The following is a 22,425-nucleotide window of genomic DNA, read 5'->3' as shown; positions in this document are numbered from 1 at the left end:
TCACTGGCCACGCAGCAATGTGTTGGCCGCACCCGATACCTGGGTCGTGCCGCGCACCACGAGCTGTGTTTCGATCGAATGGTCGAACATCATGCCCAAGGACTGGATGACCTGGTCGATCTGGCCCTTTTCGACGGGCACGGCCGAATTCCGCGTCTGCGAAAGATCGGTCATCCCCGCGCCGTTCGGCCCGAGGCTGACCAACTCTCCGCCGGTTGCCTGCGGCGTCCTTTGGGTCAGGCTGCCGGCACGCTCGGCAAAGCTGCCGCTACGCTCGAAGAAACCCTTGAGGTTCTGCAGCATCTCTTCGCCGAGTTGCGCCGGCCCCGCGCCTTCCGGCAGAGCCTTTGCCTGGCTGGCAGCATGTTCGAACAGGTTCTGAGTCGCCTGCGGCAACACATCCTGTACGGCTTGGGGCGGCGCAACAGCCGCGGCCGCGATCGGTGTCGTCATGACCTTACCTCCGAGGAAAATCGCTTCCGTTCAAGCGATTACTCGTCAGACATCGCCTCGTTGAGGATATCGTTGGCGCGCGGCATGATGATCATCTGACCGCCAATGGTGATGGCGCCTTCGATCATCATCTCTTCCAGTTCGGGCGTCATTTCGCCCTGCTGGGCATTGTCCACGGCCGCGTCAAAGGCCGCTTCACCGTTGGGCGTCGAAACTGAAACGGAATCCACACCAGAGATAGGGGTCGTCGCCATGTGTTGCTCCTGTTTTTTCGGCGGAGGTCTTCCGCCTGTTTCAAGGTCTGGCCACCCGATTTGCGCGGGAAGCATTTTCATCGTCCGAGCCAGTGCCCGCGCCGTGCGTGGCAACGACTTCCGTCATCACGCCCCCGCGGAAGACGCGCACACGCGGGTCGTCTCCGGCAACGACCTGTTCCGGCTGCATACGCTCCACCAGCTGGCCAACGACATTGATATAAGCAGGCGGTCCTGACACGGTTATGACATTGCCATTGCGCGCGGCGCGTAGCGAGAAACGTTCGTCTGCCAGACCAAGCTCACGCATTTCGCTCGCTACAGCCTCACCACTCAGCCGGCCGGCATCGAGAACGCGAGTCATAAATTCCTTGTCGGCGCTGATATGCAGCACGGAACCGTCGAAATACCACGTGAGGCCGTTCGCGCCGGCCAGCCGCTCGATGAACTCACCAGCCGTCCTGGCCTCGATCCGTCCGCGGACGCGGCCATTGACGGCGTCCGACAATACCACCGGCAGACCGACATTGCGTCCGAACTCTGTCAAAGCGACCCGAACGTCCTGGTCGAGCACGACATAATTGTAAGGCTCGGCAAACCCTGCAGGCGCCGCCATCGCGGGCGATGCGAAGGCAGCGCCCATAGCAATGAAGGCGCCTGCAGCCAGCAACCCTTTTCGGCTTACAAAGCGACTGATCCGCGCCTTGCAACGGCATGCCGAGGAAGACAGGCATTGCCCGTCTTCGCAACGAACGGCGACTGTCGTCTTCAAGGCAGAAAAAAGGGGAAAGCAAAAACCCATGTACAAAGGCTAGCGGATAGGACCGGCCGAATGAACGGGCTAATATGAAATTTTAATGAAATATTACTGCATGCCAAACGGTGATCCTAAACTTTGGGACCGTTGTAAACAGGGTTTTCAGCCACCATTCGAATGAACAAATTTCTTAAGTTTTACACTGATGAGCGCTTCGTATCGATCGTCCGACCACCACATTGAAATACAACATTAAAAGGCATGCCCTGACCTCAGGGGGCTCACGTGTGCCGGCCGATGAACGTTAACGATCCGGCAATAATTCTCCCTTTGTCGTTAATCTGTTGAAAACAGACTCTAGGTTCCCTCCGGCGCGGCTCTCGAAGAACAAGCTGCGTCGCGGCGCATCAATGCGGCGTATTCGATGAACCTAACAGGAATGGAGACCATCATGGCAACTGTAACTCCTCCCGCCAGCGGCGGTGCTGACGCGGCAATCGCAAAGATGGAAGCTGCCTTCGACGCTGCCATCGAAAAGTCGGCAAAGATTACCGAGATCACGACCGAAAAGAAGACCGAACTCGACGCCACCAAGCAGCGTCCGCAGAACTAATGCAGTCGGCGTGGGCGATTCATCGCCCACGCCACTCCGCCCAAAATGACCGGGTGATTCGTGTCGGTTTGCGCCAGCCGGCGTGTCGCAGAAAGCAATCCATCTGGGGTGTCCAACCATGTCGTCGAACAGTTTGAGTTTTCCCAGCGCCACGGCGCTGTCGCCGGCAATCGTTGCGAAACCGGGAGCCCTGGCGCTGGACGTGCTCTCGGGTCTTCACCAAGGCGTGCGTGCGCCGGTTGAAGGTGAAGCCTGCACGATTGGCGCGTCGCCGACCTGCGACCTTGTGCTCGCCGACAGGGATATCGCCGCAGAACATCTGCAGTTGCGCTTTTACGGCAAACAGGTGGCGGTAAACGCCATTGGCGGGACCGTTTTCATCGAAGGGCGTCCTGCGCTGCAGCGTGGTTATGGTTGCCGCGTCAAACTTCCGATGACATTTATGGTAGGCGGCGCAAAGCTGCGGATCGATCGTGATCGCACCGGCGAGCCTCTGGTCAGACGTTGGGGGCTATACGCTGCCGTTGTCGCGGTTGCCCTCGTCATGGTGCCGATTGTTGCGGTTCAGGCTGGCATTTCAGGACTGCTTCCCCAAAAATTCGCGTCGCCGAGCGACCAACTGACGGTCGGCTCCGTTCTCCCCGCCGCCGCTGTTCAGTCCGACGCGGACGTTGCCGCCGCCTTGCGGGACAAGATCGAACAAGCGAATCTAGGCCAGCTCTCGCTTTCGATCGATGGCCGTCGCATCGGCGTTTCGGGGCAGGTTGCGCCCGATCGCATTGAAGACTGGCGCAATATCCAGCGCTGGTTCGATCGCTCGCATGGCGGTCGTTATGTGCTGACAAGCCTCGTCTCGACTGCTGCGGTTACCGACGCGCCGCGTTTCGTTTTCCAGGCGGTCTTCTTCGGCCGAAACCCGTATGTCGTCGATGCGCGCGGAGAACGTCGTTATCCCGGCGCAGCCCTGCAGGACGGCTGGATGCTCAAAGCGATTGAAAACGGCCAGATCCTCGTCGTTCGGGGCGGGCAGGAGTTCAAGCTGACCTTATGACATGCAGCCAACGTTCAGGAGGTCCGCAATGAACGATACGTTGCGGCCCCTCGCCGTCGAACGACAGCGCCTCGATCGTGCGCTGACCGAGGCGGCAAAGCGAGCCGATCCGGTCAGCCGCGCCCAGATCGAGGCATTCGAGAGTGCGTTGCGTTTGCGCCGGCGCGGAAGCCTTGCCCACGGCGCCTCGCTGCGCGGCGAGATCGACCAGCTCACCATGCCGGAAATCACCGATTCCGGCATCTTTGGCACCGAGCGGACGATGCGTTTGCTCGATCATGTCATCGGGGCCGTTTTGCCCCGCCTCGATGCGAACGAAGATGTCACCTCCATCGCCAAGGCGATGCTTGAGGAAGAGATCGAGCGGCGCCGCGACCTGCAGTCGCGTCTGGACGAAGAAGGCGGCATTGAATGAGCCGCGCAGATGCAGAATCCGCGGAACTCCTGCACTCGCTGGGCTATATTTATATGCGCAGCGGCCAGGCAGGGCGCGGCCTCGTTTTCCTATTGATTGCCAACCGCATCGATCCCGAGGATCCCGGCATCCTGCGCACGCTCGCAACCGCCCTGATCGAAAACGGCGCTGGCGAACGGGCGCTTGGCGCGCTGGAACAACTCATGGAGATCGACAGCGATCCGTCGACCCATCTTCTGCGTGCCCGAGCCTTCTGGATTCTCGACGACAAGCAACAGGCCTATCGCTGCTTTCGCGATTACCTTCAGTTGCGGGGTACGCAATGACCGGCATTCTCGGCACACTGAACAGCTTCGCGCGCGCAGCGGCCCATCGATCGGACATCGTCGTCGCAAGCTTCATGATGCTCGCCGTCGTGATGATGGTCATCCCCTTGCCGACGCTGCTCGTGGATGTCCTCATCGCCGTCAACATGGCTTTCAGCCTGCTGATCCTGGTCGTCGCCTTCTATATCGGCCGGCCGGGAGATTTTTCATCGCTGCCTCCGATCATCCTCATCGCCACACTGTTCCGGCTGGCCTTGTCGATCACCACGACGCGGCTGATCCTTCTGCATGCGGATGCAGGCGACATCGTCGCGACCTTCGGGCGTTTCGTCATCGGTGGCGAGGTGGCCGTCGGCCTGGTGGTCTTCCTCATCATCACCGCGGCGCAGTTCATCGTCATCACCAAGGGTGCGGAACGCGTGGCCGAAGTCGCCGCCCGCTTCACGTTGGACGCGATGCCGGGAAAGCAGATGTCGATCGACAACGATTTGCGCAGCGGCGATATCAACCAGATCGAAGCCCGCGCGCGGCGCGGACGCCTCGAGCGCGAAAGCCAGCTCTACGGCGCCATGGACGGCGCCATGAAATTCGTCAAGGGCGATGCGATCACCGGCCTGATCATCGTCTTCGTCAACCTGATCGGCGGACTGCTCATCGGCATGCTCAATCGCAACATGAGCTTCGCCGGCGCATCTCAGACCTATTCGCTCCTGACCGTGGGCGACGGCCTGATCGCGCAGATACCGGCACTTCTGATTTCGATCGCAGCCGGTATGGTTGTGACACGCGTCGCGTCCGAGACCGAAAGCGATCTGGGAACCGAAATCTTCCGCCAGCTCGGGTCAAGCGACCGCGCCCTGGCTCTGGCGGCGGTCATCCTTCTGGGCGCGGGCTTCGTGCCCGGTTTCCCGACACTGATCTTCGTCGGTCTGGCCGCGCTGTTCGGCGGGCTTGCCTTCATGATCTATCGGCGGCGGCCGAAGCCGGAAACCCTGCCCGCCATCCGGCCTGAACGCGAGACGGTCGAGGTCGAGGAAACGCCGCATTCAGAAAGCGCGATCATCTCCGGTGGATCGACCCGGCACCGCGTCGTCGCCCACGTCGGCAGCAATATTTCCCAGGCGGTGTGGCCGGAACGGTTTCGGACCGAAACCGATCTCGTGCGTGACGCGCTGCGGCTGGATCTCGGCCTGGAGGTTCCGGCCGTCGAGCTGCGGCCTGATCAGACCCTGATGCCGGATCGCTTTCGCGTCGATCTCGAAGGCGTGCCGATCGTGGAGGGCGAGATTCCGCGCGATAGTCTTCTCCTCAACGACGACCCTATGCATCTCGATCTCCTGCAGATGCCACGCCGCGATGGACCGGCCCTCTTCGGCGGCCACCGCACAATCTGGATCGACCAGGAACATGCCAATGCCCTGGCCGATGCAGGGATCGGCTTCCACGATCCTGCTGCGACACTTGCAAAATGCCTGTCGCAAGCATTGCGACGTTACGCGGCGCATTTCATCGGCATCCAGGAAACGCGGGAACTGCTGACCCAGATGGAGGGCGAGTATTCCGAACTCGTCAAGGAAGCCTCGCGCGTCGTGCCGCTCAACAAGCTGTCGGATATTCTGCGCCGCCTCGTGGAAGAAGACATACCAATCGGCAATTTGCGGGTCATTCTGGAAGCGCTCGTCGAATGGGGCGGGCGCGAGGCTGACACGTTGCTTCTGACCGAACGGGTGCGCATCGCGCTTGCCCGCCAGATCTGCCATCGCCATGCGCAGCTCAACCGCGTTCTGGCGGCCTATGTGCTATCGCGCGCAGCAGAAGAAGGTATCCGCAACGCCATCAAGGTCACCGGGGTCGGCAAGATGCTCGCGCTGCCCGAAGACGCGTCAAGAGCAATGCTTTCGCAACTGCGTCAGGAGCTTGCCGACAGTGACGAACGTCAGGGGGCTGTTCTGCTCACTTCGGTGGATCTGCGCCGGGTGATGCGAAACTATCTGCTGCGAAACGATATCGAGCTGCCTGTCCTCTCTTATCAGGAGATTGCGCCCGAGTATTCCGTGCAATCCCTGACGTCCGTCACAATAGATTCACGAAATCGAAATCGCCTAACAAAATCAACGGCAAACGAGGACATGGATCGCCAGGAAAGCATCGCGGTTACAGTTGGTTAACCATAATGCGAGCGTTCTTTGCGAAAAAATGGCGGCAAAGGGCGAATCTTTGCGACCTTCATCCGGCCTTGCGTCGTGCATCGGGAGAATACTGACAGAATGATGAGATCGACTATCGCGGCAAGGGGGCAAACCCTCCTTATGCTCATCCTCGCTTTCTGCCTTGTCGCTCCCGTCGCGCAAGCCGAATCCTTCACCGTCGACGCGCAAGCCGGCCAGGCCATCATGCTTCCATTGGGCCAGGGACGCATCCTGCGTTTCGATCAGCCTGTGGAATCGGTGTTCATGGCGGACGCCAAGATCGCCGATGTCCGTGTCGTTTCGCCGGGTGTGGTCTATGTCTTCGCGCTGAAGACCGGACGGACGAACCTCATTGCGCTGAGCCCCGACGAAACATCGCGCGGCAGCGTCGATTTCTGGGTCATGCCGGATTCGCGGCCGGTGCAGGAAGCACAGCGCGCCGTTCAGCCGAACAGCACGATCAACATCTCGCTTTTCGGCGACCAGCCGATGGCGCGCGGTCATGCCAAGACCATGCATGAGGCCATGGACACGTCGAGTGCCATCGAGGCCTATGCCCCCGAAAGCACCCCCGCCATCAACAACACCACGGTGTCCGGCTCGAACCAGGTCAACATCCGCGTCCGCTTCGCCGAAGTCTCCCGCAACCAGTTGCTGCGTTACGGCGTCACCTGGGATGCGTTCGTCAATTCCGGCTCCTTCTCCTTCGGTTTCGTTTCCGGCGGCAAGCTCGCAGCGGATGCCGCAAGTGGAGGTTCCAATGCATTGAGCGCAGGCGCCGCCTGGAACGGCAACCGTGTCGATATGCTGCTCGAAGCTCTACAGGCAAACGGAATCCTGACCGTTCTTGCCGAGCCGAATATCACTGCTGTCACGGGCGAAACGGCGAGTTTCCTCGCCGGCGGCGAAATCCCCGTACCGGTCCCGGTGACGAACGAACAAGTCGGCATCGAATACAAGCAATACGGCGTGTCGCTTCTGTTCACGCCGACTCTTTTGCCGAATGGCCGCATTTCCATGCGCGTGCGTCCCGAGGTCAGCAGCCTTTCCGCCAGCGGCATGGTCAACATCGCCAATCTGCAGGTGCCAGCCCTACAGGTGCGGCGCGCCGATACCACGGTCGAGGTGGGCAGCGGCCAGACCTTTGCCATCGCCGGCCTGTTCCAGCGCAATGCCTCCCAGGACATCGAAAAAATTCCGATGCTGGGCGACGTGCCGATCCTCGGCGACCTCTTCAAATCGAAGCGATTCCAGCGCAACGAGACGGAACTCGCCATCCTGATCACGCCCTATCTCGTCGAACCGGTCGAGGCACGCAGCCTCAAGACGCCGCTCGACAGCCCAGCCGGTGCCTTGTCCGGCCCGACCGCAGCCAAGCGCACCAAGACCAGCAAGGGGTACGGTTTCTATGTCGACTAAGCCGTTCGTGATCAATGCACCGCGCCTCGTCGTCGGTCTGACTGCGCTGGTTCTCGCCGGATGTCAGAACAGCGCCCAGCGCGATCCCCTGCCCTATTCGCCCAACTATCACAGGGCCGGGGTCGAAGGTCCTGTCCGCAAGGGCTACGATCCCCGGAGCGGGCATCTCCTGCCCGATGCATGCGTCACGCCTGATGTGACCGAGGATCCGCTTTACCTGCCGCCTGGATGCGCCAACAATATGAATCTCCAGTTGATGGTGGAGCGTCAACGCGATCTGGTGCGTGGTCGCAAGACCGGGCCAGCCATGGCTGCTCCCGTCGTCAGAGCCGCGCGTCACGTCATCGACGGGACAAAGCCCGCTCAGACCCCGGCGCGGGAAGGCGACGTCAGCACCACCGGATTACAGGATTGACGATGCGCCGCCGTATGGGCTCAGCTGGACGACAGCAAGCCGATAGCACGAGCCCGGGCGGCAGGCGCCTTGATCGCGCGGACCTTGCGCGCTTCGGCCAGAAACGTCTTCTTTTCCGCATCGGGATAATCGGGAACGGCAACAGCCGCAGCATCCTTGTCCTGCCGGCCAAGCGTCAGCACCAGCATCAGATTGCGGAAATGCCGGGCCTCGGCCAGCGGCGACTGCGTGACGGCGCGCATTGTCGCCACGGCGGCATCGGTGCGGCCCGAGACAGCCTGGGCGAGCCCGAGGTTGGATTGCGTATCGAGATTGCCGGGATCGAGGTTTTTCGCTTGCGTGAAGGCCGTTTCCGCCCCCTGCCCGTCTCCGGTCAGGATGAGCGCGGTACCGAGGCGATTGTAGGCGGTCGACGTTTTCACGATCGGCGCAGCGACGGCAAGCGTACGCGCTGCGCTTTCGACCTGGCTGGACTGGAGCTGCGCCGTGCCAAGGCCCAGAAGCGCACGACCGTCATTGGGCGAGGCGTCGAGCGCAGTGCGGAACGATTGCGCCGCCTGCTCGGGTTCGCCTGCAGCAATCTGGGCTTCTCCCAGACGCGAATAAGCGCCAACCTTGTCGCTGGAGGCTTTCGCGGCGCGCTCGTAGAGCGATGCGGCCGTGGCCCGGTCGCCGCGCCGTTCAATGTCCTGCGCGAGCTTGACGAGACGCCCCTCATCGCCCTTCGGACCTTCTTCGGCTATCGGGGTGGTGGTCGTACATCCAGCCAGGGCAAGCCCCAGCAGAACCAGAGCGTTCAAAGAGTGATGCCGCATTTCATCCCGTCCCAAAGGTTCGACGTGGTTCTAGCCGCTAAGTCACGGACTTACAACACGCGGCGGCTGACTTTCCCGGCGTTTGCGGCACGCCCTGCTCTTCGAACCACACCGCGCGGGAGCGTTGGATGAGCGGGACGAGCGAGGAAAAAAGCCTTCCGGCTTCGGACAAGAAAATCCGTGACGCGCGCGAGAAAGGACAGGTTTCCAAGAGCCAGGATCTCGTTGCCGGCACGGTGATGTTCGCCTCGATCACCTATCTCGCCTTCGCGCTCATGAGTGAGCAGAGGAAGATCGAGGAACTGGTGGATCTCGTTGCCAGGCGGGTTCATGTCGATCCGTTTGCCGAACTGTGGCCGACCGTGCTCACCCTTGCCGGCGGCATCCTGATGGGACTGGCGGTACCGCTGCTGGCGGTCACGATAGCCGCGATCGTTCTCACCAATCTCGTCGTCATGCGCGGCTTCGTTTTTTCGACCACGCCGATTACCCCGAATTTCGAACACATCAACCCGGTCTCGGGCGCCAAGCGCATTTTTTCCATGCGTAGCGTGGTGGAGTTCCTGAAGGCGCTGTTCAAGGTCGCCGTGCTGGCAACCGCCTTCGTGATCGTCTTTCGTATGGGTTTGCAGGCCCTCATGCAATCGTCTGCCTGCGGCGCTCCGTGCGTGATGAACACGTTCAAGGCCCTGCTGCAGCCCCTGATCATCACCGCCGTCATCGCCTTCTTCGTCGTCGGCCTGATCGACGTGTTGGTGCAGAACTGGCTGTTCAAGCGCGACATGAAGATGACGAAGAGCGAGCAGAAGCGCGAACGGCGCGATGCCGATGGCGATCCGGCTATCCTGCAACAGCGCCAGAAGCAGCGGCGTGAAATGCAGGCCTACGCCACCAAAACGGGATTGATGAACGCCTCGCTGCTGGTCGGCTCGCCCGAAGGCTGGACGGTCGGAATTCGTTACGTTCGCGGCGAGACGCCGGTCCCGATGATCGCCTGCCGGGCCAACCCCGGACAATCGCGCACGATGATCACCGAGGCGCTGCTGACGGGTATCCCGGTGATCCGCGATACCCAGCTGGCCGATGCGATCGCGCGTTCGGCCCAGACCGGCGAACCGGTGCCTGAAAAAATGTTCCAGCGCGTCGCCGACCTTCTGGTCGCTGCCAAGCTGATCTGACCGCACGAATGATCGACAGGACGCAAACGATGCCCATACGTATCGCCCGATGGTTTTTCACGCTTGCGACATTTCTCACCGTCGCGAGTGCGCCGCTTCACGCCCAACCCGCGGGAGCGCCGATATTCGATGAAGGCTACATCGACTTCCTGTTTTCACCGACACGGCCCGGCCCAGCCCCTTCCACGCCGCATGCCGGAAACGAAAATGCCGATCGCAGCACTCGGCAACGCATCGCCTATCAGAGCCAAGAACCCGTCGGCACCATCGTGATCGATACCGTCTCGCGCCGCCTCTATCTGATCGAGGCGGGCGGCTTTGCGCAGCGCTATCAGGTCGGTGTCGGTCGCGAGGGTTACGGATGGCACGGGACCGAACGCATCAGCGCCAAGCGGCAATGGCCGGATTGGCGCCCACCTGCAGATATGCTCGCCCGCCGGCCGGACCTGCCCCGGCATATGGCCGGGGGCCCGGACAATCCGCTTGGTGCGCGCGCTCTTTATCTCGGCGAAACCCTTTACCGCATCCATGGCTCGAACGAGCCGGAGACGGTGGGAGCAGCCGCATCATCGGGTTGTTTTCGCATGACGAATACCGACGTGATCGATCTCTACGAACGCGTCGGCGTCGGTGCCAGGGTCCGCGTATTTTAGGATCGCCAAAAAACTTTCATGAAACTGTAACCCCACGCGCCGGCCGGTTGCCTATAGTTGCGCCATCCAGAGCAGTATCGTCGACTTTTCCGTCAATCAGATCAAGAGCACGCCATGGCCTACAGGATCGACGTGAACGCCCGCAATCGCTTTAGCGAGAACGGGGATACCGCAACGCCAATCCCGGCAGCGCAAGGTGAAGCATTCCGACGCGAGATCGCGCTCGTCACCAGAGAACGGGAAGGCGGCAAGGATCAGGCGGAACTCGGCGATCGCGTCTCCGTTGTCGAGGCGGGCGATACGCTCGAGCAAATCGCACGCGAAAACCATGCTGACCTGGCCGAAGCCCTGGCGATCAACGCCGATGAAATCAACCGCAATGGCGATCTCATCCACCCAGGCGATATCATCATCCTGCCAGCGCCGGAGCCGGAGATTATCGCTGATACTTCCGTTGATCCGACCGGAAAGCCCGCCGGTGAGGAGGCTTTCATCGACTCGCTTTACGACCGTGGCAATCAGGTCGAATACAGCGAACCGTCGGACGGGATCGACGCTGCCGCGGAGACGGCGGCGATGGAGCAAGACATCGCCGACTATCTCTCGGCCCTGCCACCGGAAGCACGTCAGGCCGCGGCGCTGCGCCTTTCACAAGCAGACTGGGTTGATGCGGGTCCGGCCGGTATCGCCGTTTCGAAAGCGGTGGAAGCCGCCGGTCTGGAGAGCGATCCGATCGAGGTCTTCGCATCCGAACTCTACGATCACGGCAACGCACTGGAATATGCCGACCCGTCGGCGGCGGTCGATCACAGCCGCGAAACCACCGCCCTCGCCCGCGACATCGAGACCTTCCTCGAAACCCTGCCGGAAGCCGAGCGCCCCGACGCGCTACAGAATCTTTATGACCGCGATTGGAGGGATGCCGGTCCGGCCCAGATTGCAATCGAACGGGCTGCCGCATCCTCGGGAATCCCGCTGACAAGCACCGGCCATAATGGCCCCGAAGCAGAAGCGCAGATCCGCTCCATCGTCGATAACGCCAGAGCGGCTGGCGATGATCCGAAGGCGCAGTTCCAAGCTTTTGCCGAAAGCTACAAGAATGCCAGCCCCGAAATGCAGGAGATGTTGCTGCGCACCGGCTACGGCAACGACTTCATCGATGCGATGGCCGACTATGCGACCGAACCGCTCGGCGATTTCGACCCATCGATTGACAACCAGTCGAAACCCTTGGAGACTTTTGCGCGCCTCGATGCCATGACCGATGGCGCGCCGCCGGAACTGGCGGCCGCGCTCGTGTCTCAAACCACCGTCGAAATCGAACGCGCCAACAGCCTCTACCAGCAGCAGGCCGGCTTCTCCATGCTTGGCACCGGCGGCGTCGAGGCCATGCTGAAAGTCGCTGAACGCATCGAGGGCACGCCACTCGGCGATAGCACCATCGAACGCTGGGCCGATATGAGCTTTTATGCCCAGCACGCGCTGACCCGGAGTATCGGTGAGGGCGGCAGCCTGCAATATGGCCTCGAATTTGCCGAACGGATGGGGTCGGATACGACGCTGCTGGAGCAGGACGTTCTCCCCGGCGTCCGGCAGACCCAGTTCGCGGCCAACAGCGCCGTCGATGCATATTCCGTCCACATGGAGGAGCTTCGCTGGCTCATCGAAAATCACGGCGACACGATGTCGCCGGATGAGCTGCAGAAGGCGATTGACGACTATAAGGCCACGATGGACAAGCCTGAAGACGGTCGCGTCGAAGGTGCCTGGACACAGACCGAAAAGCAGCTTCAGGAAGACGTCGCCAAACACGGAGAAACGCTGCTGAACCAGATGACGCAGCTCGGAGCCTTTCCTGACGAGCCCGCCGAACAGAAAGCGCTGATCGACAACGAAATCAAAAATATCCTCAACGACGACCGCTCCTATCTTGCGATCCAGACGGCGCTGCGCACCAATCCCGAACTTCTCGACAGCCCCGCCGCATTGAACTTCGCCAGCCGGCAGGCGCGACTGACGGACCGTGGTCGCAAGCTGGTCGAGGAAATCTTCACCCAGTTCGTACAGCGCGACATCCTGCCGAAGATCGCCGATTTCAAGCCGGGCGATGCCGCCAGCATGGCAGAGATCCGCGACGGCCTGGAAAAGTTCCGCGACGGCAAATTCGCCACGCTTCTCGGCGTCACCGAAAAGGACATGAACAAAGCGATCGATGCGATCGAGGCATCGCTGCCGGAGGCCGGCGACACCGAAGCGATCACACGACAGAAGATGCAGGATCTGGATACCAAGCTGAAGGGATTGGATAGTCACCAACAAAACGGCATCCGCAGCTTCTCCAGTTCCACCATTCCTGGCCAGTTGCTGCGGACGATCGGCGCCAGCGCATCCGCGGTCGGCCTCATGAACTCGGCCGAGGCCGCGTTCACCACGCCCAATGTCGAAACGATCCTGAAGGCGACCTTCGATGCGGCAGGTCTTGCGCAGCGCTCGATCGAGATCGGCAGGGGGCTCGACATGATCGCACCGGATTCCTTCGCGGTCCGTTATTTCGACGGCAGCCTGAGACCCGGCACCAAATTCCTCGGTGCGGTCGCGTCGGTCTTTGACGGGGTCAATTCCATCCAGGCTTTTGCTGGAGGCGACCCGCTGTTGGGCGGCATCCATGCCGCAACGGCAGCCGGCGGGCTCGCCGCAACGTTCGGTGCCGGTACGATCGCCGGGCCGATCGGTCTCGGCGTCGTCATCCTCGGCGTCGGCGCGTCGATGATCGTGGAAGGGGTTCGCGAGAACAACAAATACGAGACCTCGCGTTCGGCACAGTTCCTCGATACGTCGGAACTCAGCGTGGCGGCTTCGCAGGCGCTGATCGACAACAGTGGCGACGGCCACAGCCCCGTTCCCCTTCTCGTGGAATATGCCAATGAAAAAGGTTTCGACCTGGACGATGCCGCACATCGCACAGCCTTCACGGACTGGTTGAACGGCATGTCGGCGGAACAACTGGCGACGTTGCGCGACAATTTGCATCACACGATCGACGAATTTGGCGGCGATGCGACCAAGTTGGAGCAGACAGCAACCGACGATTACGAATATACGAGCGACATTCTTTACAATCAGGAAGTCGTTACGCCGAGAAAGACCTTTTTCGGCGAGCGATTCTATGTCGAGGATGGGGACGCCTCGCCCAGTTCAGTAACCCAGATCGACATTGCTCTCGACACGCTCGGCATACCGGAACTGGCCCTGCCTGTATCCTGACGGGCCCGACATCGCCCCGGGTTTTGGCTCGATTTCGTGACGTTACTGCCAACATCATGGTGACCGCGGGACTGATCCTGGAGCGGTTCACTTTCAGACGGAAACGATGCGTTCAGGCGTTCCTCAATCTTGACGGTGGTAAACATCCTATTCCAACCGTAGCAACAGCGGCATCGGTGAGGCATGGCAACTGTGACAAGCACAGGCCCGGGCACAGGAATGACGGAAATGGAGATGATTTCGCCCCTATAGCGACCGTTCTACGGACGGAAACGCCAGCAATTGACCGCCAATAGTCAATCTACCGTCATTCCTGTGCTTGTCACAGGAATCCTGTGTGTTTGAGATGTGGTAGAGAGGATGCCGGGAAGGAGACCGTAGGAATCCTGATCGCCTTATCAGGCAGATCGTGGCATGGCACGGCAAGTAAGAAAGGGGCGCATCGCCCCCTTTCCTCGTATGATTCAAGCCGTTTCGCGTCAGAGCCCTATGCTCATCACGACAGACCGTCGCTCGTCTCGGGCCAAGCGTCGTCCGGCACATCCGATAGGTCCCCGTTCGGCACGCCATCGATTTCGTACTTCGTGAGATAGTCGCCGAGAAGCGAGCCGAAATTGTCGGCTTTTACCTGTTGTTTGCCTTCCGCGATCAGACCGGGCAGGAACATGGCGATGGCGCCGACACCAGCGGCCGCCAATCCGAGGACGCCGGCAATGCCCGCAATCGGGGCCATGGCCGCCCTCACGGCAGCGGAACCCAAGGCGCCGACGCCACCCTCAACGGCCGAAGCAAGGCCCGCCAGCGCCCCCAGGGAGCCTGCGGTGATGCTGATGCCACCACTGACCTTGTCGCCCTTGCGGATCGATTGGACGCCATCGAAGATGCCATAAGCGCCCGCCACGATGCCGGCCAAGCCGCCGACGCCCTTGGCGGCATTCTCCCCGCGTGTCCATTTGCTCAAATAGTCGTTGAATTTCGCGTCGGACATCTTGCCGATTGTTTTACCGATGGAACTGTCGGGATGCTTTTCCACGACGGTCTTCAAATAGTCCTTGTAGGCTTTGACACCGCCTTCCGTGAGCAGCGTTGACGTCAAGATCGAACCCGTTGTGATATCGACGAGATTTCTCTCGGTGAGGTTTCCACCGCTTTGCGCGCCTTTCGCAATGGTGACGCCAGCCATGAAGACACCGCTGATGCCATGCAGAACCCCCTTGTCGGAGAGCTTCTTTACATCGGGGTTCAGCCAATCCGATTTAAGTTCGGATAGCGACTTGGTTCCCTGCCGCAGAACGTCCCAACTGCCCCTGATGCCGGCAAGGATCTGGTCGGCCGTTGCGGTGGTTCCATCCGGGTTGGCCAGAAGCTCCGGATCGTTCTTGATGATCTCCTCGATCACCGATTTTACCTTCGCCTCATCCAGTTCATCGCCGCCATCGATGCCGAATGTCTTTTTCAGGTCATCGAAAGTTCCGTCTTTCAAGACGTTTTCCTGCGCGACCCTGTTGAAGTTGTCATTCAGTTGCTTGTCGAACTTGCCGGTGAACTCCGGGTCGAGCGTCGCGTTATAAAGCGCAACTTCCGCGCTGAACGCGCCGACCGCCTCCTCGAAGGTGTTGGTTTCCATCAGTTCTTCCAGCCGTTTGCCGGAGGCGAGAGACTGCTCGTAGAAATCCTTGAAGTCCTGGGCGTGCTCTGAAGAGCCGACCGCCTCCTGGATCGCAGCCGGACCCTTGATGCCGAGCGCCTCCTGGTACAGGCTTGCCGATGTATAGAACTCCGCAAGCGCCGCCTGCTGGTCGGTCTTGCCGTCTTTGGTATGCGTGTCCCAAAGGCTGTCCAGCGACTTTCCGTTTTTGATCTCGTCATCGTAGGTGGTCTGCAGCGCGTCCTTGAGACCCTCGTTCTCGTCAAGAAGCTCCGTCATCTGCTTGGCGCTATTCTCATTGAGGTATTTTATAACCTCGGGATCGCTTTCGAGGATGCTGATATGCCCGTTGATGTCATTGAGTATTTCGTTCGGATCCGGATGGGTGCGCGCACGGTTGGAAATGCTGACCTTGCCGTAGTCGTCGCCCCACATGCCTGCCTCGGCGCCCTTGATAACCAGCTGCTGCGCGGTCAGCAGTTCCTGAAGCGCTGCGGCCTTTTCCTTCGCCGAGTACTTGTCCGGATTCTCGAAGATATCCTTGTTCAGCTTGCTCGTGTCGGTTCCGCCAACCGCATTTCCGTTGACCGCCCCGGTTAGAAAAGTGATGGCTGCCCCGGCATCCTTCGGCGCCTGCGTCTTGATCCAGTTGCTGATGTCGGCCTTGCTGACATTACCATCCGGCTTGAACTTCAAGGGGTCGGCGGCGGTCTCGAGCGAATTGAATGCGCCGGGTTTCGACCAGAAATTCAGCGCTTCTTTGAAGTCGTCGCCGATCTGCGGGTTCTCGTCCATGTACTTCTTGAGATCTTCGGCCGTCACTTCGTCATTGCCGGTTTTGGCCTTGATCGTGTCGTAGTTCTGCTCGAGCAGGGCGCCGTATTTGGCGAGCGTCTTGGAGGTTTCGTCGGCATCCTTGTTGGCGCTGAGGAAGTCCTTGTAGCTGCCGATGTCTTCCGTCTTCTGCGCCGCCGGAAGCGATTCGAAACCGTATTTGCCAAAATCCTGCAGACGTCCGGCTTCGGTGCCGTTGCGGGCTTCGGCGCTGTTGGTGAAACCGTCGATGCTGCTGTTGGATACCGTATCGCCGGACTGCAGCTTGCCTTCCGCATCGTACATCGTGACGCGGTCGAGAACCTGTATCGCCCGGTAGGCAGCGTCGGCATCCTTCTCGAAATCACCGACACGTTCCTTCAGCATGTCTTTCACGCCGCTCTGGTTGCCCAGGTTCTTCAGTAGAGGATTGTCATCGATGATGTCCTGCGCCGAGCGCTTATCGTCCTCCGGCAGTTCCCACTTGATATCGGCCTTTTCGGCGGCTTCTCGGGCTTCCTTGTTGTCGCCGACCATATCCGGGTTTGCCATCTTGCCCTTGAGGGCGGAGAAGCCGTCCTTGCCGAAATCCTGCAGGCGACCGGCTTCCGTGCCGTGTCGCGCTTCATCGCTGCTGGTGAAACCGTCGATGCTGGAATTGCCACGATCGCCGCCGACGATCCTGTTGCCATCGCTATCAAGCTGCTCGACGTGCTGGAGCACCTGGCTAGCGCGATAGGCGGCGTCGGCATCCTTTTCGTAATCGCCGACACGTTCCTTCAGCATGTCCTTGACGCCGCTCTGGTTGCCGAGGTTCTTCAGCAGCGGGTCGCCATCGATGATATCCTGTGCCGAGCGGTCATCGCCCTCGGGGCGCTCCCATTGGATGCCGAGTTCCTCGGCCTGTTTACGGGCTTCCTCGTTGTCGGCCGCAGCCTCCGGGCTTTGCAACTTGCCCTTCAGGCTTTCAAACCCGTCCTTGCCGAAATCCTGAAGGCGACCGGCTTCCGTGCCGTGTCGCGCTTCATCGCTGCTGGTGAAACCGTCGATGCTGGAATTGCCACGATCGCCGCCGACGATCCTGTTGCCATCGCTATCAAGCTGCTCGACGTGCTGGAGCACCTGGCTAGCGCGATAGGCAGCGTCGGCATCCTTTTCGTAATCGCCGACACGTTCCTTCAGCATGTCCTTGACCTGGCTCTGGTTGCCGAGGTTCTTCAGCAGCGGGTCGCCATCGATGATATCCTGTGCCGAGCGGTCATCGCCCTCGGGGCGCTCCCATTGGATGCCGAGTTCCTCGGCCTGTTTACGGGCCTCCGGATCGTCAGCGGCAGACGAGACGTCCTGCAATTCGCCCCTGAGGTTGGAGAAGCCATATTTACCGAAATCCTGAAGACGGCCGGCTTCCGTGCCGTTATAGGCATCGCCGCCCCGGCTGAAGCCGTTCACCTCGCCATTATCGACATCGCCGCCGACGATGCGATTTCCGTCGGCATCAAATCTCTCGATATGCTCGAGCACCTGCACGGCGCGATAGGCGGCGTCGGCGTCCGTCTCGATGTCACCACCGACGCGCGCCTCCAGCGAATCCCTGACGCCGGCCTGGTTGCCAAGATCGCGCAACAAGGGATTGTCGTTGATGATCTCCTCCGCCGAACGATTGTCACCTGCAGGCCGTTCCCAGCGTATGCCAGCGTCCTTTGCCTGCTTTTGAGCATCTTCCCATGCGCCAACATTATTCGGGTCGACTGAATCCGGATCAACGGGGCTCGAAGGTTTGCTCGTGACTTTGGACATCGGGACGCCTCTCCTGTCGCTGTGACTTTGCGGTCTGTTTCGAGTAAGGATTGCGTTAAGATTAAACGCTGGTGTGTGAAGTGCTTGTGACAAGCAGCCATTCATTTCGGACAATCACACCGCCAAACTTCGTCGCACTCAAACTACTTGCCGTGCGCACTTGCCGCCGCGTTGGCGTCCATCAGAACCGCATCGACGACACGTTCCATCGCATGGGAATCATCGAACAGGGCGAGTAGCAATGTAGCGCCCTCCAAGCGCACAAGAGCATCCGCAGCGATCGTTTCGGCGATTTTCCAAGGCATGGCTTGTCCCTGTGCACGGTTTCTCTGAAGGAGAAAACGGCATTTTGCCTTTCGCGGGCCTGCGCGCCCTGTCCGAAATCCAGCCCTGGATATTCGGCCACCAAGCGAAGTCGTGAATGGGGCAGAAACGCTCGCCATGGATCACCGATCAACACCTCGATATGCGCCCCAAGGCATCGATCCAGAAAAGTCGTGACGCGTGCAGCAAGGTCGCGCTCGTAGAACAGGTCACCGACAAGGACAATGTCTACCGTAGGCGGTGGGTTGGCCGTCATATCACCCAGGAACGTTGCAATCCCGACCCCGTTTGTCACTGCGTTCAAACGAGCCACTGCCGTGGCGTATCTGTCGGTGTCGGCACAGATCACGTGCCCTGCGCCTGCCTTGGCCGCCGCGATGCCGACGATGCCGGAACCGGTGCCAAGGTCGAGCACGCCGCGACCTGCGACCGTTTCGGGATGGTCGAGAATGTGCCGTGCCAGCGCGAGGCCTCCGCCCCAGTAATGAGCCCAGTATGGTTCGCCAAAACCATGCGCGTCCATTTCGGCAAGACGCCACAACCCGCTTTTCGGGACAGCTTTGTGCAAACTGATTTCCGGCACGGACGGGACCGGAAGGACAGGAAAGTTTGCCTGGATGAATTGCAGTGTTTGCGGCGACAAGCCTGTGTCTATGATCTGGCCCTCCGAGACTGAACGCGGTCCCTAACCAACCTGCCCTAAAGCGGACTGAACGGCACGAATAAAACGCCGAGCCCGGCCGCCACGAGCGCCGCGCGGACCGGGAGCCGATAAGCGGCGATCAGCCCGTAGGAAACGCAGGTCAGGCCGACGGCCACCTTGACGCCGGCAAACAGGGCCGCGACCGGCGCCTGCGCTGTGGCAAGCAGGTTCGGATTGGCGATCATCGCCAGCGGGATCAGATAGAGCCCGACGCCCAGAGCCATCGCGGTGAAGGCCACCTTCAGCCAGTCTTCGCGCACCATGCCGGCAGCGATGAAGACAGCGCCGCAGACGGGTGGCGTGATGGTCGACAAAAGCGCGAACCAGAACACGAAGAGATGAGCCTGCAGCGGCGCGAGGCCGAGCTGCGTGAGCGCTGGTCCGGCGACCGAAACGCAGATGACGTATGCGGCTGTCGTCGGCACCTCCATGCCCAGGATAAGGCAGGCCGCCGCGGTCAGGAACAGTGACGGCCACAACATGCCGCCGGAGCCCGACAGGATCAGCGAGGTGATCTTTACGCCAAGGCCGGTGATCGACAGCACGCCGATGATGAGCGAGGCGCAAAGGATGATCGCCGCGATCATCGATACCTGCCGCGCCGCGGCGATCAGGGCATTCTCGAACCGGGCCAGCGCCGCGCGCCCGCTGAAATGCAGCCTGCCGTCGACCAACAGCAGGACGGTTCCGGCGAGGATGGCGAAAGCGGCTGCATATTGCGGCGTGTAGCGCGCCCAGAACATGCCCCACAAAAGGACCGAGAACGGCACCAGGAAGAAAGCCGAGGTGACGAGAACGTCGCGCAGAACGGGTTTCTGATCGTCCGGCAGACCTTTTAAGGGATAGCGTGTGGTGAAAGCGTTGATGCCCATCCAGACGGCGAGGAAATAGAGGATGGCAGGCAAGGTCGCCGCCGCCATGATGCCGGTGTAGGGCGTGCCCGTCAGTTCCACCATCACGAAGGCCCCTGCCCCCATCAGTGGCGGCATGATCTGCCCGCCGGAGGATGCCACCGCCTCGATCGCGCCGGCCAGCCGCTTGGGATAGCCGAGCCCGACCATCGCCGGAATCGTGATGGCGCCGGTAGAGGCCACATTCGCCGAGGCCGACCCGGAGATCGAGCCGAACAATGCAGACGAGATGACCGACACCTTGCCTGCGCCACCGTTCAGCCGGCCGGCAGCCGCCGCCGCCACGTTCATGAAGCCCCGCCCCGCCTCGCCGGCGTTCAGCACCGCGCCGAAGATGACGAAGATCGCGACCGTGCCGACCGAGACACCGGTCAGACTGCCCCACAAACCGCCCTCGGCGATCGTCAGCGTGCCGAGGAAGCTTGCCAGCGGCGTGCCCGCATGACCGAACTCGCCCGGAATATATTGGCCGAACAGGCCGTAGAGCAGCGCCAGCGCGGCGACGCCGGGCAGCGCCCAGCCAATGGCCCGACGCGCCGTCTCCAGCACCACGATGAGCAGCGTGACGGCGATCCCGATCTGCATGGGACCTTCCAGGAAGCCATACTGGTCGGCAAGGTCCTGCTCGTTCAACGCCACCCACACGCACGCCGCGATCCCCGCAATCGCCAGCACCCAGCCGGAGAGGCGCATCAGGCCGGTCGAAGGCGCGAAGATCAAGAGCCATGGCAGGATCAGCGCCATGTGCAGCGGCCGGCTGACGAGGTTCGGCACGAGGCCGGAAAAGATCAGCCCCAGGTGAAAGGCGACGAGCAGCCCGGCAAGAGCCGCAAGGAGAATGCGTTTGGTCATGGGACGATCAGATGGGGGACGATCAGATGGGGAACGATCAGGTGAAAATGAAAAGGCTGGAGGCAAAGCGAAGAGCGCGGCATCCGCCGCACGCTTCGCGAGCACGAGGTTTACATCTGGCCTTCAGCCAGTTCAAAACCCGCTTCCTTGTAGTAGCGGATGGCGCCGGGATGCAGCTTGCCGGCTATATTGGCCATCAGGCTCTTGTCGACGCCCTTCCACCAGGGCGCCGAACCGCTCATCGCCTCCTTCTGTTGCCAAAAGGTCCTGGTGAGCTGGTAAGCGGTCTCTTCGTCCATCGCAGTCGTGGTATAGGCGACGACAGGCAGGGACGTCGTCAGTATGTCCTTGTCCTGGCCGGCGTAGGTGCCGGCAGGGATGGTCAATGGCGCGCGCTTCGTCTCGGCCAGTTGCTCAGGCGTCAGCGACAGGATGGTGACATCGACGCTTGCTGCGGCCTCCAAAACGTTCGGCGCGGGCCAGGAGCCGGCGGTGACGAACCCGTCGATCTGGCCGTTCTTCAGCGCGGCGACGGCGTTCGAAAGTTCCGCGTCGGCGATCTTCACCTTGCCATCGAGGCCGAACAGGCCGAGATATTTCTCGCCCTCCGTCGCGCCGAAGGATCCCTTGCCGAGCAAAATGGTCTTGCCCTGCATGCCGGCGAAATCCTTTGCGCCCGAGGCCTTCGACATGACGAAGTGCATGGTGAGCGACGGGATCGGAAACAGGCCGCGGATTTCGGCGAATTTCGGATCGCCCTTGCCCTCGAAGGCTCCGGTCCCCTTTTGCGCCGCACCGACCAGCGCCGGCGGCGTCGTGAAGACATAGTCCCCGCCGCGCGCGCGCACTTCCATCACGTTTTGCACCGAGCCCTGGCTTTCCTCGATGGTCATGATGATCTTGCCGTTGGTGCCCTTCTTTATCGCCTCGGCGATCTCGACGCCCATCTGGTAATAGGACGAGCCGGCCTTGGCGGACTTGTAGGTCACGCGGGTTTCGGCACTTGCGGCGGTGGTGGCGACGCCGAAGGCCAAGGCCGAGGCGAGCATTGCTTTGATGGCTGAACGAAACATTGCTGGAAGTCCTCCCTGTATTGCTGCGTTCCGCATAGCAGGCGCCATCCGGTTTGACCAAGCATCACAACATGAATTATGCCATTTTTGCCGGAAAATGAGTGGACGGACGGAATCCAGCCGATCATGCCGCTTCGTACTCATTGGGAAGAAGAGCCGTAACATGGCGTTCGCGATCAAAACCGAGGTTTGTGATCCGCAGGCGCCGATGGTGATCGGGTCGATCGGCAACCGCGCGCTCCGGGCCCGTGGGTGTTCCGTCGCTAAGCTGTACAACACCATCGGGCCGCACAGCTCGCTTGGCTATAAACCGCCAGCGCCACAAGCCATCTTGCCTCGCTCCGCTGGTCTGCTCTACGCTCCCCTGAGGTCGGCCAACCTCGGCGACCATAATAACCGCCGGGTCTCTCTCCAACGTAGCCGGTGGACCTTCTTAATGGGGCCGGCCAGGTCGCTTCAACAGGTTTGGCGGTACGAGCAGAGTTGAAGCGTGTTCAAGGAC

Annotated in this window: 18 protein-coding genes and 1 pseudogene; 10 read left to right on the top strand and 9 right to left on the bottom strand. The window is 61.0% G+C overall.

Annotated elements, in window-relative coordinates; translation table 11 throughout:
• From C5748_RS20025 to C5748_RS20015, 3 genes are read right to left on the bottom strand one after another with little or no spacing between them, the layout of a single operon-like run.
• A complete protein-coding gene (locus C5748_RS20025; RefSeq protein WP_105743709.1) occupies positions 1-453 on the bottom strand; it encodes a hypothetical protein in 453 nt (150 codons plus the stop codon).
• A gap of 38 nt (positions 454-491) precedes the next feature.
• Positions 492-707 carry a hypothetical protein gene (locus C5748_RS20020; RefSeq protein WP_105743708.1) on the bottom strand — a complete coding sequence of 72 codons (216 nt, stop codon included), beginning with the start codon at positions 705-707 and terminating at the stop codon, positions 492-494.
• Between the two features lie 40 nt (positions 708-747).
• Positions 748-1,350, bottom strand: a complete 603-nt coding sequence (locus C5748_RS20015; protein WP_105743707.1) for a secretin N-terminal domain-containing protein — start codon at positions 1,348-1,350, stop codon at positions 748-750.
• A gap of 565 nt (positions 1,351-1,915) precedes the next feature.
• Between C5748_RS20015 and C5748_RS28625 the strand changes: the two genes are divergently transcribed.
• The 7 genes from C5748_RS28625 (at position 1,916) to C5748_RS19985 (ending at position 7,892) form a co-directional block, all read left to right on the top strand.
• On the top strand, positions 1,916-2,077 hold the full coding sequence (locus tag C5748_RS28625; RefSeq protein WP_199194851.1) for a hypothetical protein: 162 nt from the start codon (positions 1,916-1,918) through the stop codon (positions 2,075-2,077).
• A gap of 118 nt (positions 2,078-2,195) precedes the next feature.
• The gene (locus tag C5748_RS20010; protein ID WP_105743706.1) at positions 2,196-3,128 is read left to right on the top strand and encodes a SctD/MshK family protein; all 933 of its coding nucleotides are present in this window, start codon (positions 2,196-2,198) and stop codon (positions 3,126-3,128) included.
• Positions 3,129-3,156: 28 nt separating this feature from the next.
• On the top strand, positions 3,157-3,543 hold the full coding sequence (locus tag C5748_RS20005; protein WP_105743705.1) for a hypothetical protein: 387 nt from the start codon (positions 3,157-3,159) through the stop codon (positions 3,541-3,543).
• Entirely contained in the window at positions 3,540-3,869 is a 330-nt protein-coding gene (sctY, locus tag C5748_RS20000) for a type III secretion apparatus assembly chaperone SctY (RefSeq protein ID WP_105743704.1), read from the top strand. Before C5748_RS20005 ends, sctY begins: the two co-directional genes overlap by 4 nt.
• Positions 3,866-6,037 carry a type III secretion system export apparatus subunit SctV gene (sctV, locus tag C5748_RS19995; protein ID WP_105743703.1) on the top strand — a complete coding sequence of 724 codons (2,172 nt, stop codon included), beginning with the start codon at positions 3,866-3,868 and terminating at the stop codon, positions 6,035-6,037. Before sctY ends, sctV begins: the two co-directional genes overlap by 4 nt.
• Before the next feature lie 99 nt (positions 6,038-6,136).
• Positions 6,137-7,477 (top strand): type II and III secretion system protein family protein, encoded by a 1,341-nt coding sequence (locus C5748_RS19990; protein ID WP_105743702.1) that lies wholly within the window; start codon positions 6,137-6,139, stop codon positions 7,475-7,477.
• Positions 7,467-7,892, top strand: a complete 426-nt coding sequence (locus tag C5748_RS19985; protein ID WP_245581882.1) for a hypothetical protein — start codon at positions 7,467-7,469, stop codon at positions 7,890-7,892. The genes C5748_RS19990 and C5748_RS19985 overlap by 11 nt, the downstream gene beginning before the upstream one ends.
• A 20-nt stretch (positions 7,893-7,912) precedes the next feature.
• Here C5748_RS19985 and C5748_RS19980 read toward each other — a convergent pair whose 3' ends face one another.
• On the bottom strand, positions 7,913-8,707 hold the full coding sequence (locus C5748_RS19980; RefSeq protein ID WP_105743701.1) for a tetratricopeptide repeat protein: 795 nt from the start codon (positions 8,705-8,707) through the stop codon (positions 7,913-7,915).
• A 128-nt stretch (positions 8,708-8,835) separates the two neighbouring features.
• Here C5748_RS19980 and C5748_RS19975 point away from each other — a divergent pair, with 128 nt between their 5' ends.
• The 3 genes from C5748_RS19975 (at position 8,836) to C5748_RS19965 (ending at position 13,802) form a co-directional block, all read left to right on the top strand.
• Positions 8,836-9,885: an EscU/YscU/HrcU family type III secretion system export apparatus switch protein gene (locus tag C5748_RS19975; protein ID WP_105743700.1), complete on the top strand. Its 1,050-nt coding sequence runs from the start codon at positions 8,836-8,838 to the stop codon at positions 9,883-9,885.
• Between the two features lie 29 nt (positions 9,886-9,914).
• Positions 9,915-10,538 carry a L,D-transpeptidase gene (locus C5748_RS19970; RefSeq protein WP_105743741.1) on the top strand — a complete coding sequence of 208 codons (624 nt, stop codon included), beginning with the start codon at positions 9,915-9,917 and terminating at the stop codon, positions 10,536-10,538.
• A 114-nt stretch (positions 10,539-10,652) separates the two neighbouring features.
• On the top strand, positions 10,653-13,802 hold the full coding sequence (locus C5748_RS19965; RefSeq protein ID WP_105743699.1) for a LysM peptidoglycan-binding domain-containing protein: 3,150 nt from the start codon (positions 10,653-10,655) through the stop codon (positions 13,800-13,802).
• 496 nt (positions 13,803-14,298) lie between these two features.
• On the opposite strand, the gene C5748_RS19960 is transcribed toward C5748_RS19965, so the two are convergent.
• From C5748_RS19960 to C5748_RS19945, 5 genes and pseudogenes are all read right to left on the bottom strand, one after another.
• Positions 14,299-18,060: a type III effector HrpK domain-containing protein gene (locus C5748_RS19960; protein WP_105743698.1), complete on the bottom strand. Its 3,762-nt coding sequence runs from the start codon at positions 18,058-18,060 to the stop codon at positions 14,299-14,301.
• 143 nt (positions 18,061-18,203) lie between these two features.
• Positions 18,204-18,365, bottom strand: coding sequence for a hypothetical protein (locus C5748_RS28985; protein WP_245581881.1), 162 nt, complete (start codon positions 18,363-18,365; stop codon positions 18,204-18,206).
• A 206-nt stretch (positions 18,366-18,571) separates the two neighbouring features.
• Positions 18,572-18,907 (bottom strand): annotated as a pseudogene (locus tag C5748_RS29335) (class I SAM-dependent methyltransferase); the annotation flags it as partial.
• Between the two features lie 176 nt (positions 18,908-19,083).
• Positions 19,084-20,850: a TRAP transporter permease gene (locus C5748_RS19950; protein WP_105743696.1), complete on the bottom strand. Its 1,767-nt coding sequence runs from the start codon at positions 20,848-20,850 to the stop codon at positions 19,084-19,086.
• Positions 20,851-20,960: 110 nt separating this feature from the next.
• A complete protein-coding gene (locus C5748_RS19945; RefSeq protein WP_105743695.1) occupies positions 20,961-21,923 on the bottom strand; it encodes a TAXI family TRAP transporter solute-binding subunit in 963 nt (320 codons plus the stop codon).
• Positions 21,924-22,425 lie beyond the last annotated feature (502 nt).

It is taken from the genome of Phyllobacterium phragmitis, from assembly GCF_002980495.1.
In the GTDB taxonomy this organism is placed as follows: Bacteria; Pseudomonadota; Alphaproteobacteria; order Rhizobiales; family Rhizobiaceae; genus Paramesorhizobium; species Paramesorhizobium phragmitis.
This window is presented reverse-complemented; position numbering and strand designations above follow the sequence as displayed.

What these genes read in the sequence shown, in the direction of transcription:
- C5748_RS20025 (WP_105743709.1), bottom strand. Translation starts at nt 453, where the DNA reads ATGACGACACCGATCGCGGCCGCGGCTGTTGCGCCGCCCCAAGCCGTA.
- C5748_RS20020 (WP_105743708.1), bottom strand. Translation starts at nt 707, where the DNA reads ATGGCGACGACCCCTATCTCTGGTGTGGATTCCGTTTCAGTTTCGACG.
- C5748_RS20015 (WP_105743707.1), bottom strand. Translation starts at nt 1,350, where the DNA reads ATGGGCGCTGCCTTCGCATCGCCCGCGATGGCGGCGCCTGCAGGGTTT.
- C5748_RS28625 (WP_199194851.1), top strand. Translation starts at nt 1,916, where the DNA reads ATGGCAACTGTAACTCCTCCCGCCAGCGGCGGTGCTGACGCGGCAATC.
- C5748_RS20010 (WP_105743706.1), top strand. Translation starts at nt 2,196, where the DNA reads ATGTCGTCGAACAGTTTGAGTTTTCCCAGCGCCACGGCGCTGTCGCCG.
- C5748_RS20005 (WP_105743705.1), top strand. Translation starts at nt 3,157, where the DNA reads ATGAACGATACGTTGCGGCCCCTCGCCGTCGAACGACAGCGCCTCGAT.
- sctY (WP_105743704.1), top strand. Translation starts at nt 3,540, where the DNA reads ATGAGCCGCGCAGATGCAGAATCCGCGGAACTCCTGCACTCGCTGGGC.
- sctV (WP_105743703.1), top strand. Translation starts at nt 3,866, where the DNA reads ATGACCGGCATTCTCGGCACACTGAACAGCTTCGCGCGCGCAGCGGCC.
- C5748_RS19990 (WP_105743702.1), top strand. Translation starts at nt 6,137, where the DNA reads ATGATGAGATCGACTATCGCGGCAAGGGGGCAAACCCTCCTTATGCTC.
- C5748_RS19985 (WP_245581882.1), top strand. Translation starts at nt 7,467, where the DNA reads ATGTCGACTAAGCCGTTCGTGATCAATGCACCGCGCCTCGTCGTCGGT.
- C5748_RS19980 (WP_105743701.1), bottom strand. Translation starts at nt 8,707, where the DNA reads ATGCGGCATCACTCTTTGAACGCTCTGGTTCTGCTGGGGCTTGCCCTG.
- C5748_RS19975 (WP_105743700.1), top strand. Translation starts at nt 8,836, where the DNA reads ATGAGCGGGACGAGCGAGGAAAAAAGCCTTCCGGCTTCGGACAAGAAA.
- C5748_RS19970 (WP_105743741.1), top strand. Translation starts at nt 9,915, where the DNA reads ATGCCCATACGTATCGCCCGATGGTTTTTCACGCTTGCGACATTTCTC.
- C5748_RS19965 (WP_105743699.1), top strand. Translation starts at nt 10,653, where the DNA reads ATGGCCTACAGGATCGACGTGAACGCCCGCAATCGCTTTAGCGAGAAC.
- C5748_RS19960 (WP_105743698.1), bottom strand. Translation starts at nt 18,060, where the DNA reads ATGTCCAAAGTCACGAGCAAACCTTCGAGCCCCGTTGATCCGGATTCA.
- C5748_RS28985 (WP_245581881.1), bottom strand. Translation starts at nt 18,365, where the DNA reads ATGCCTTGGAAAATCGCCGAAACGATCGCTGCGGATGCTCTTGTGCGC.
- C5748_RS19950 (WP_105743696.1), bottom strand. Translation starts at nt 20,850, where the DNA reads ATGACCAAACGCATTCTCCTTGCGGCTCTTGCCGGGCTGCTCGTCGCC.
- C5748_RS19945 (WP_105743695.1), bottom strand. Translation starts at nt 21,923, where the DNA reads ATGTTTCGTTCAGCCATCAAAGCAATGCTCGCCTCGGCCTTGGCCTTC.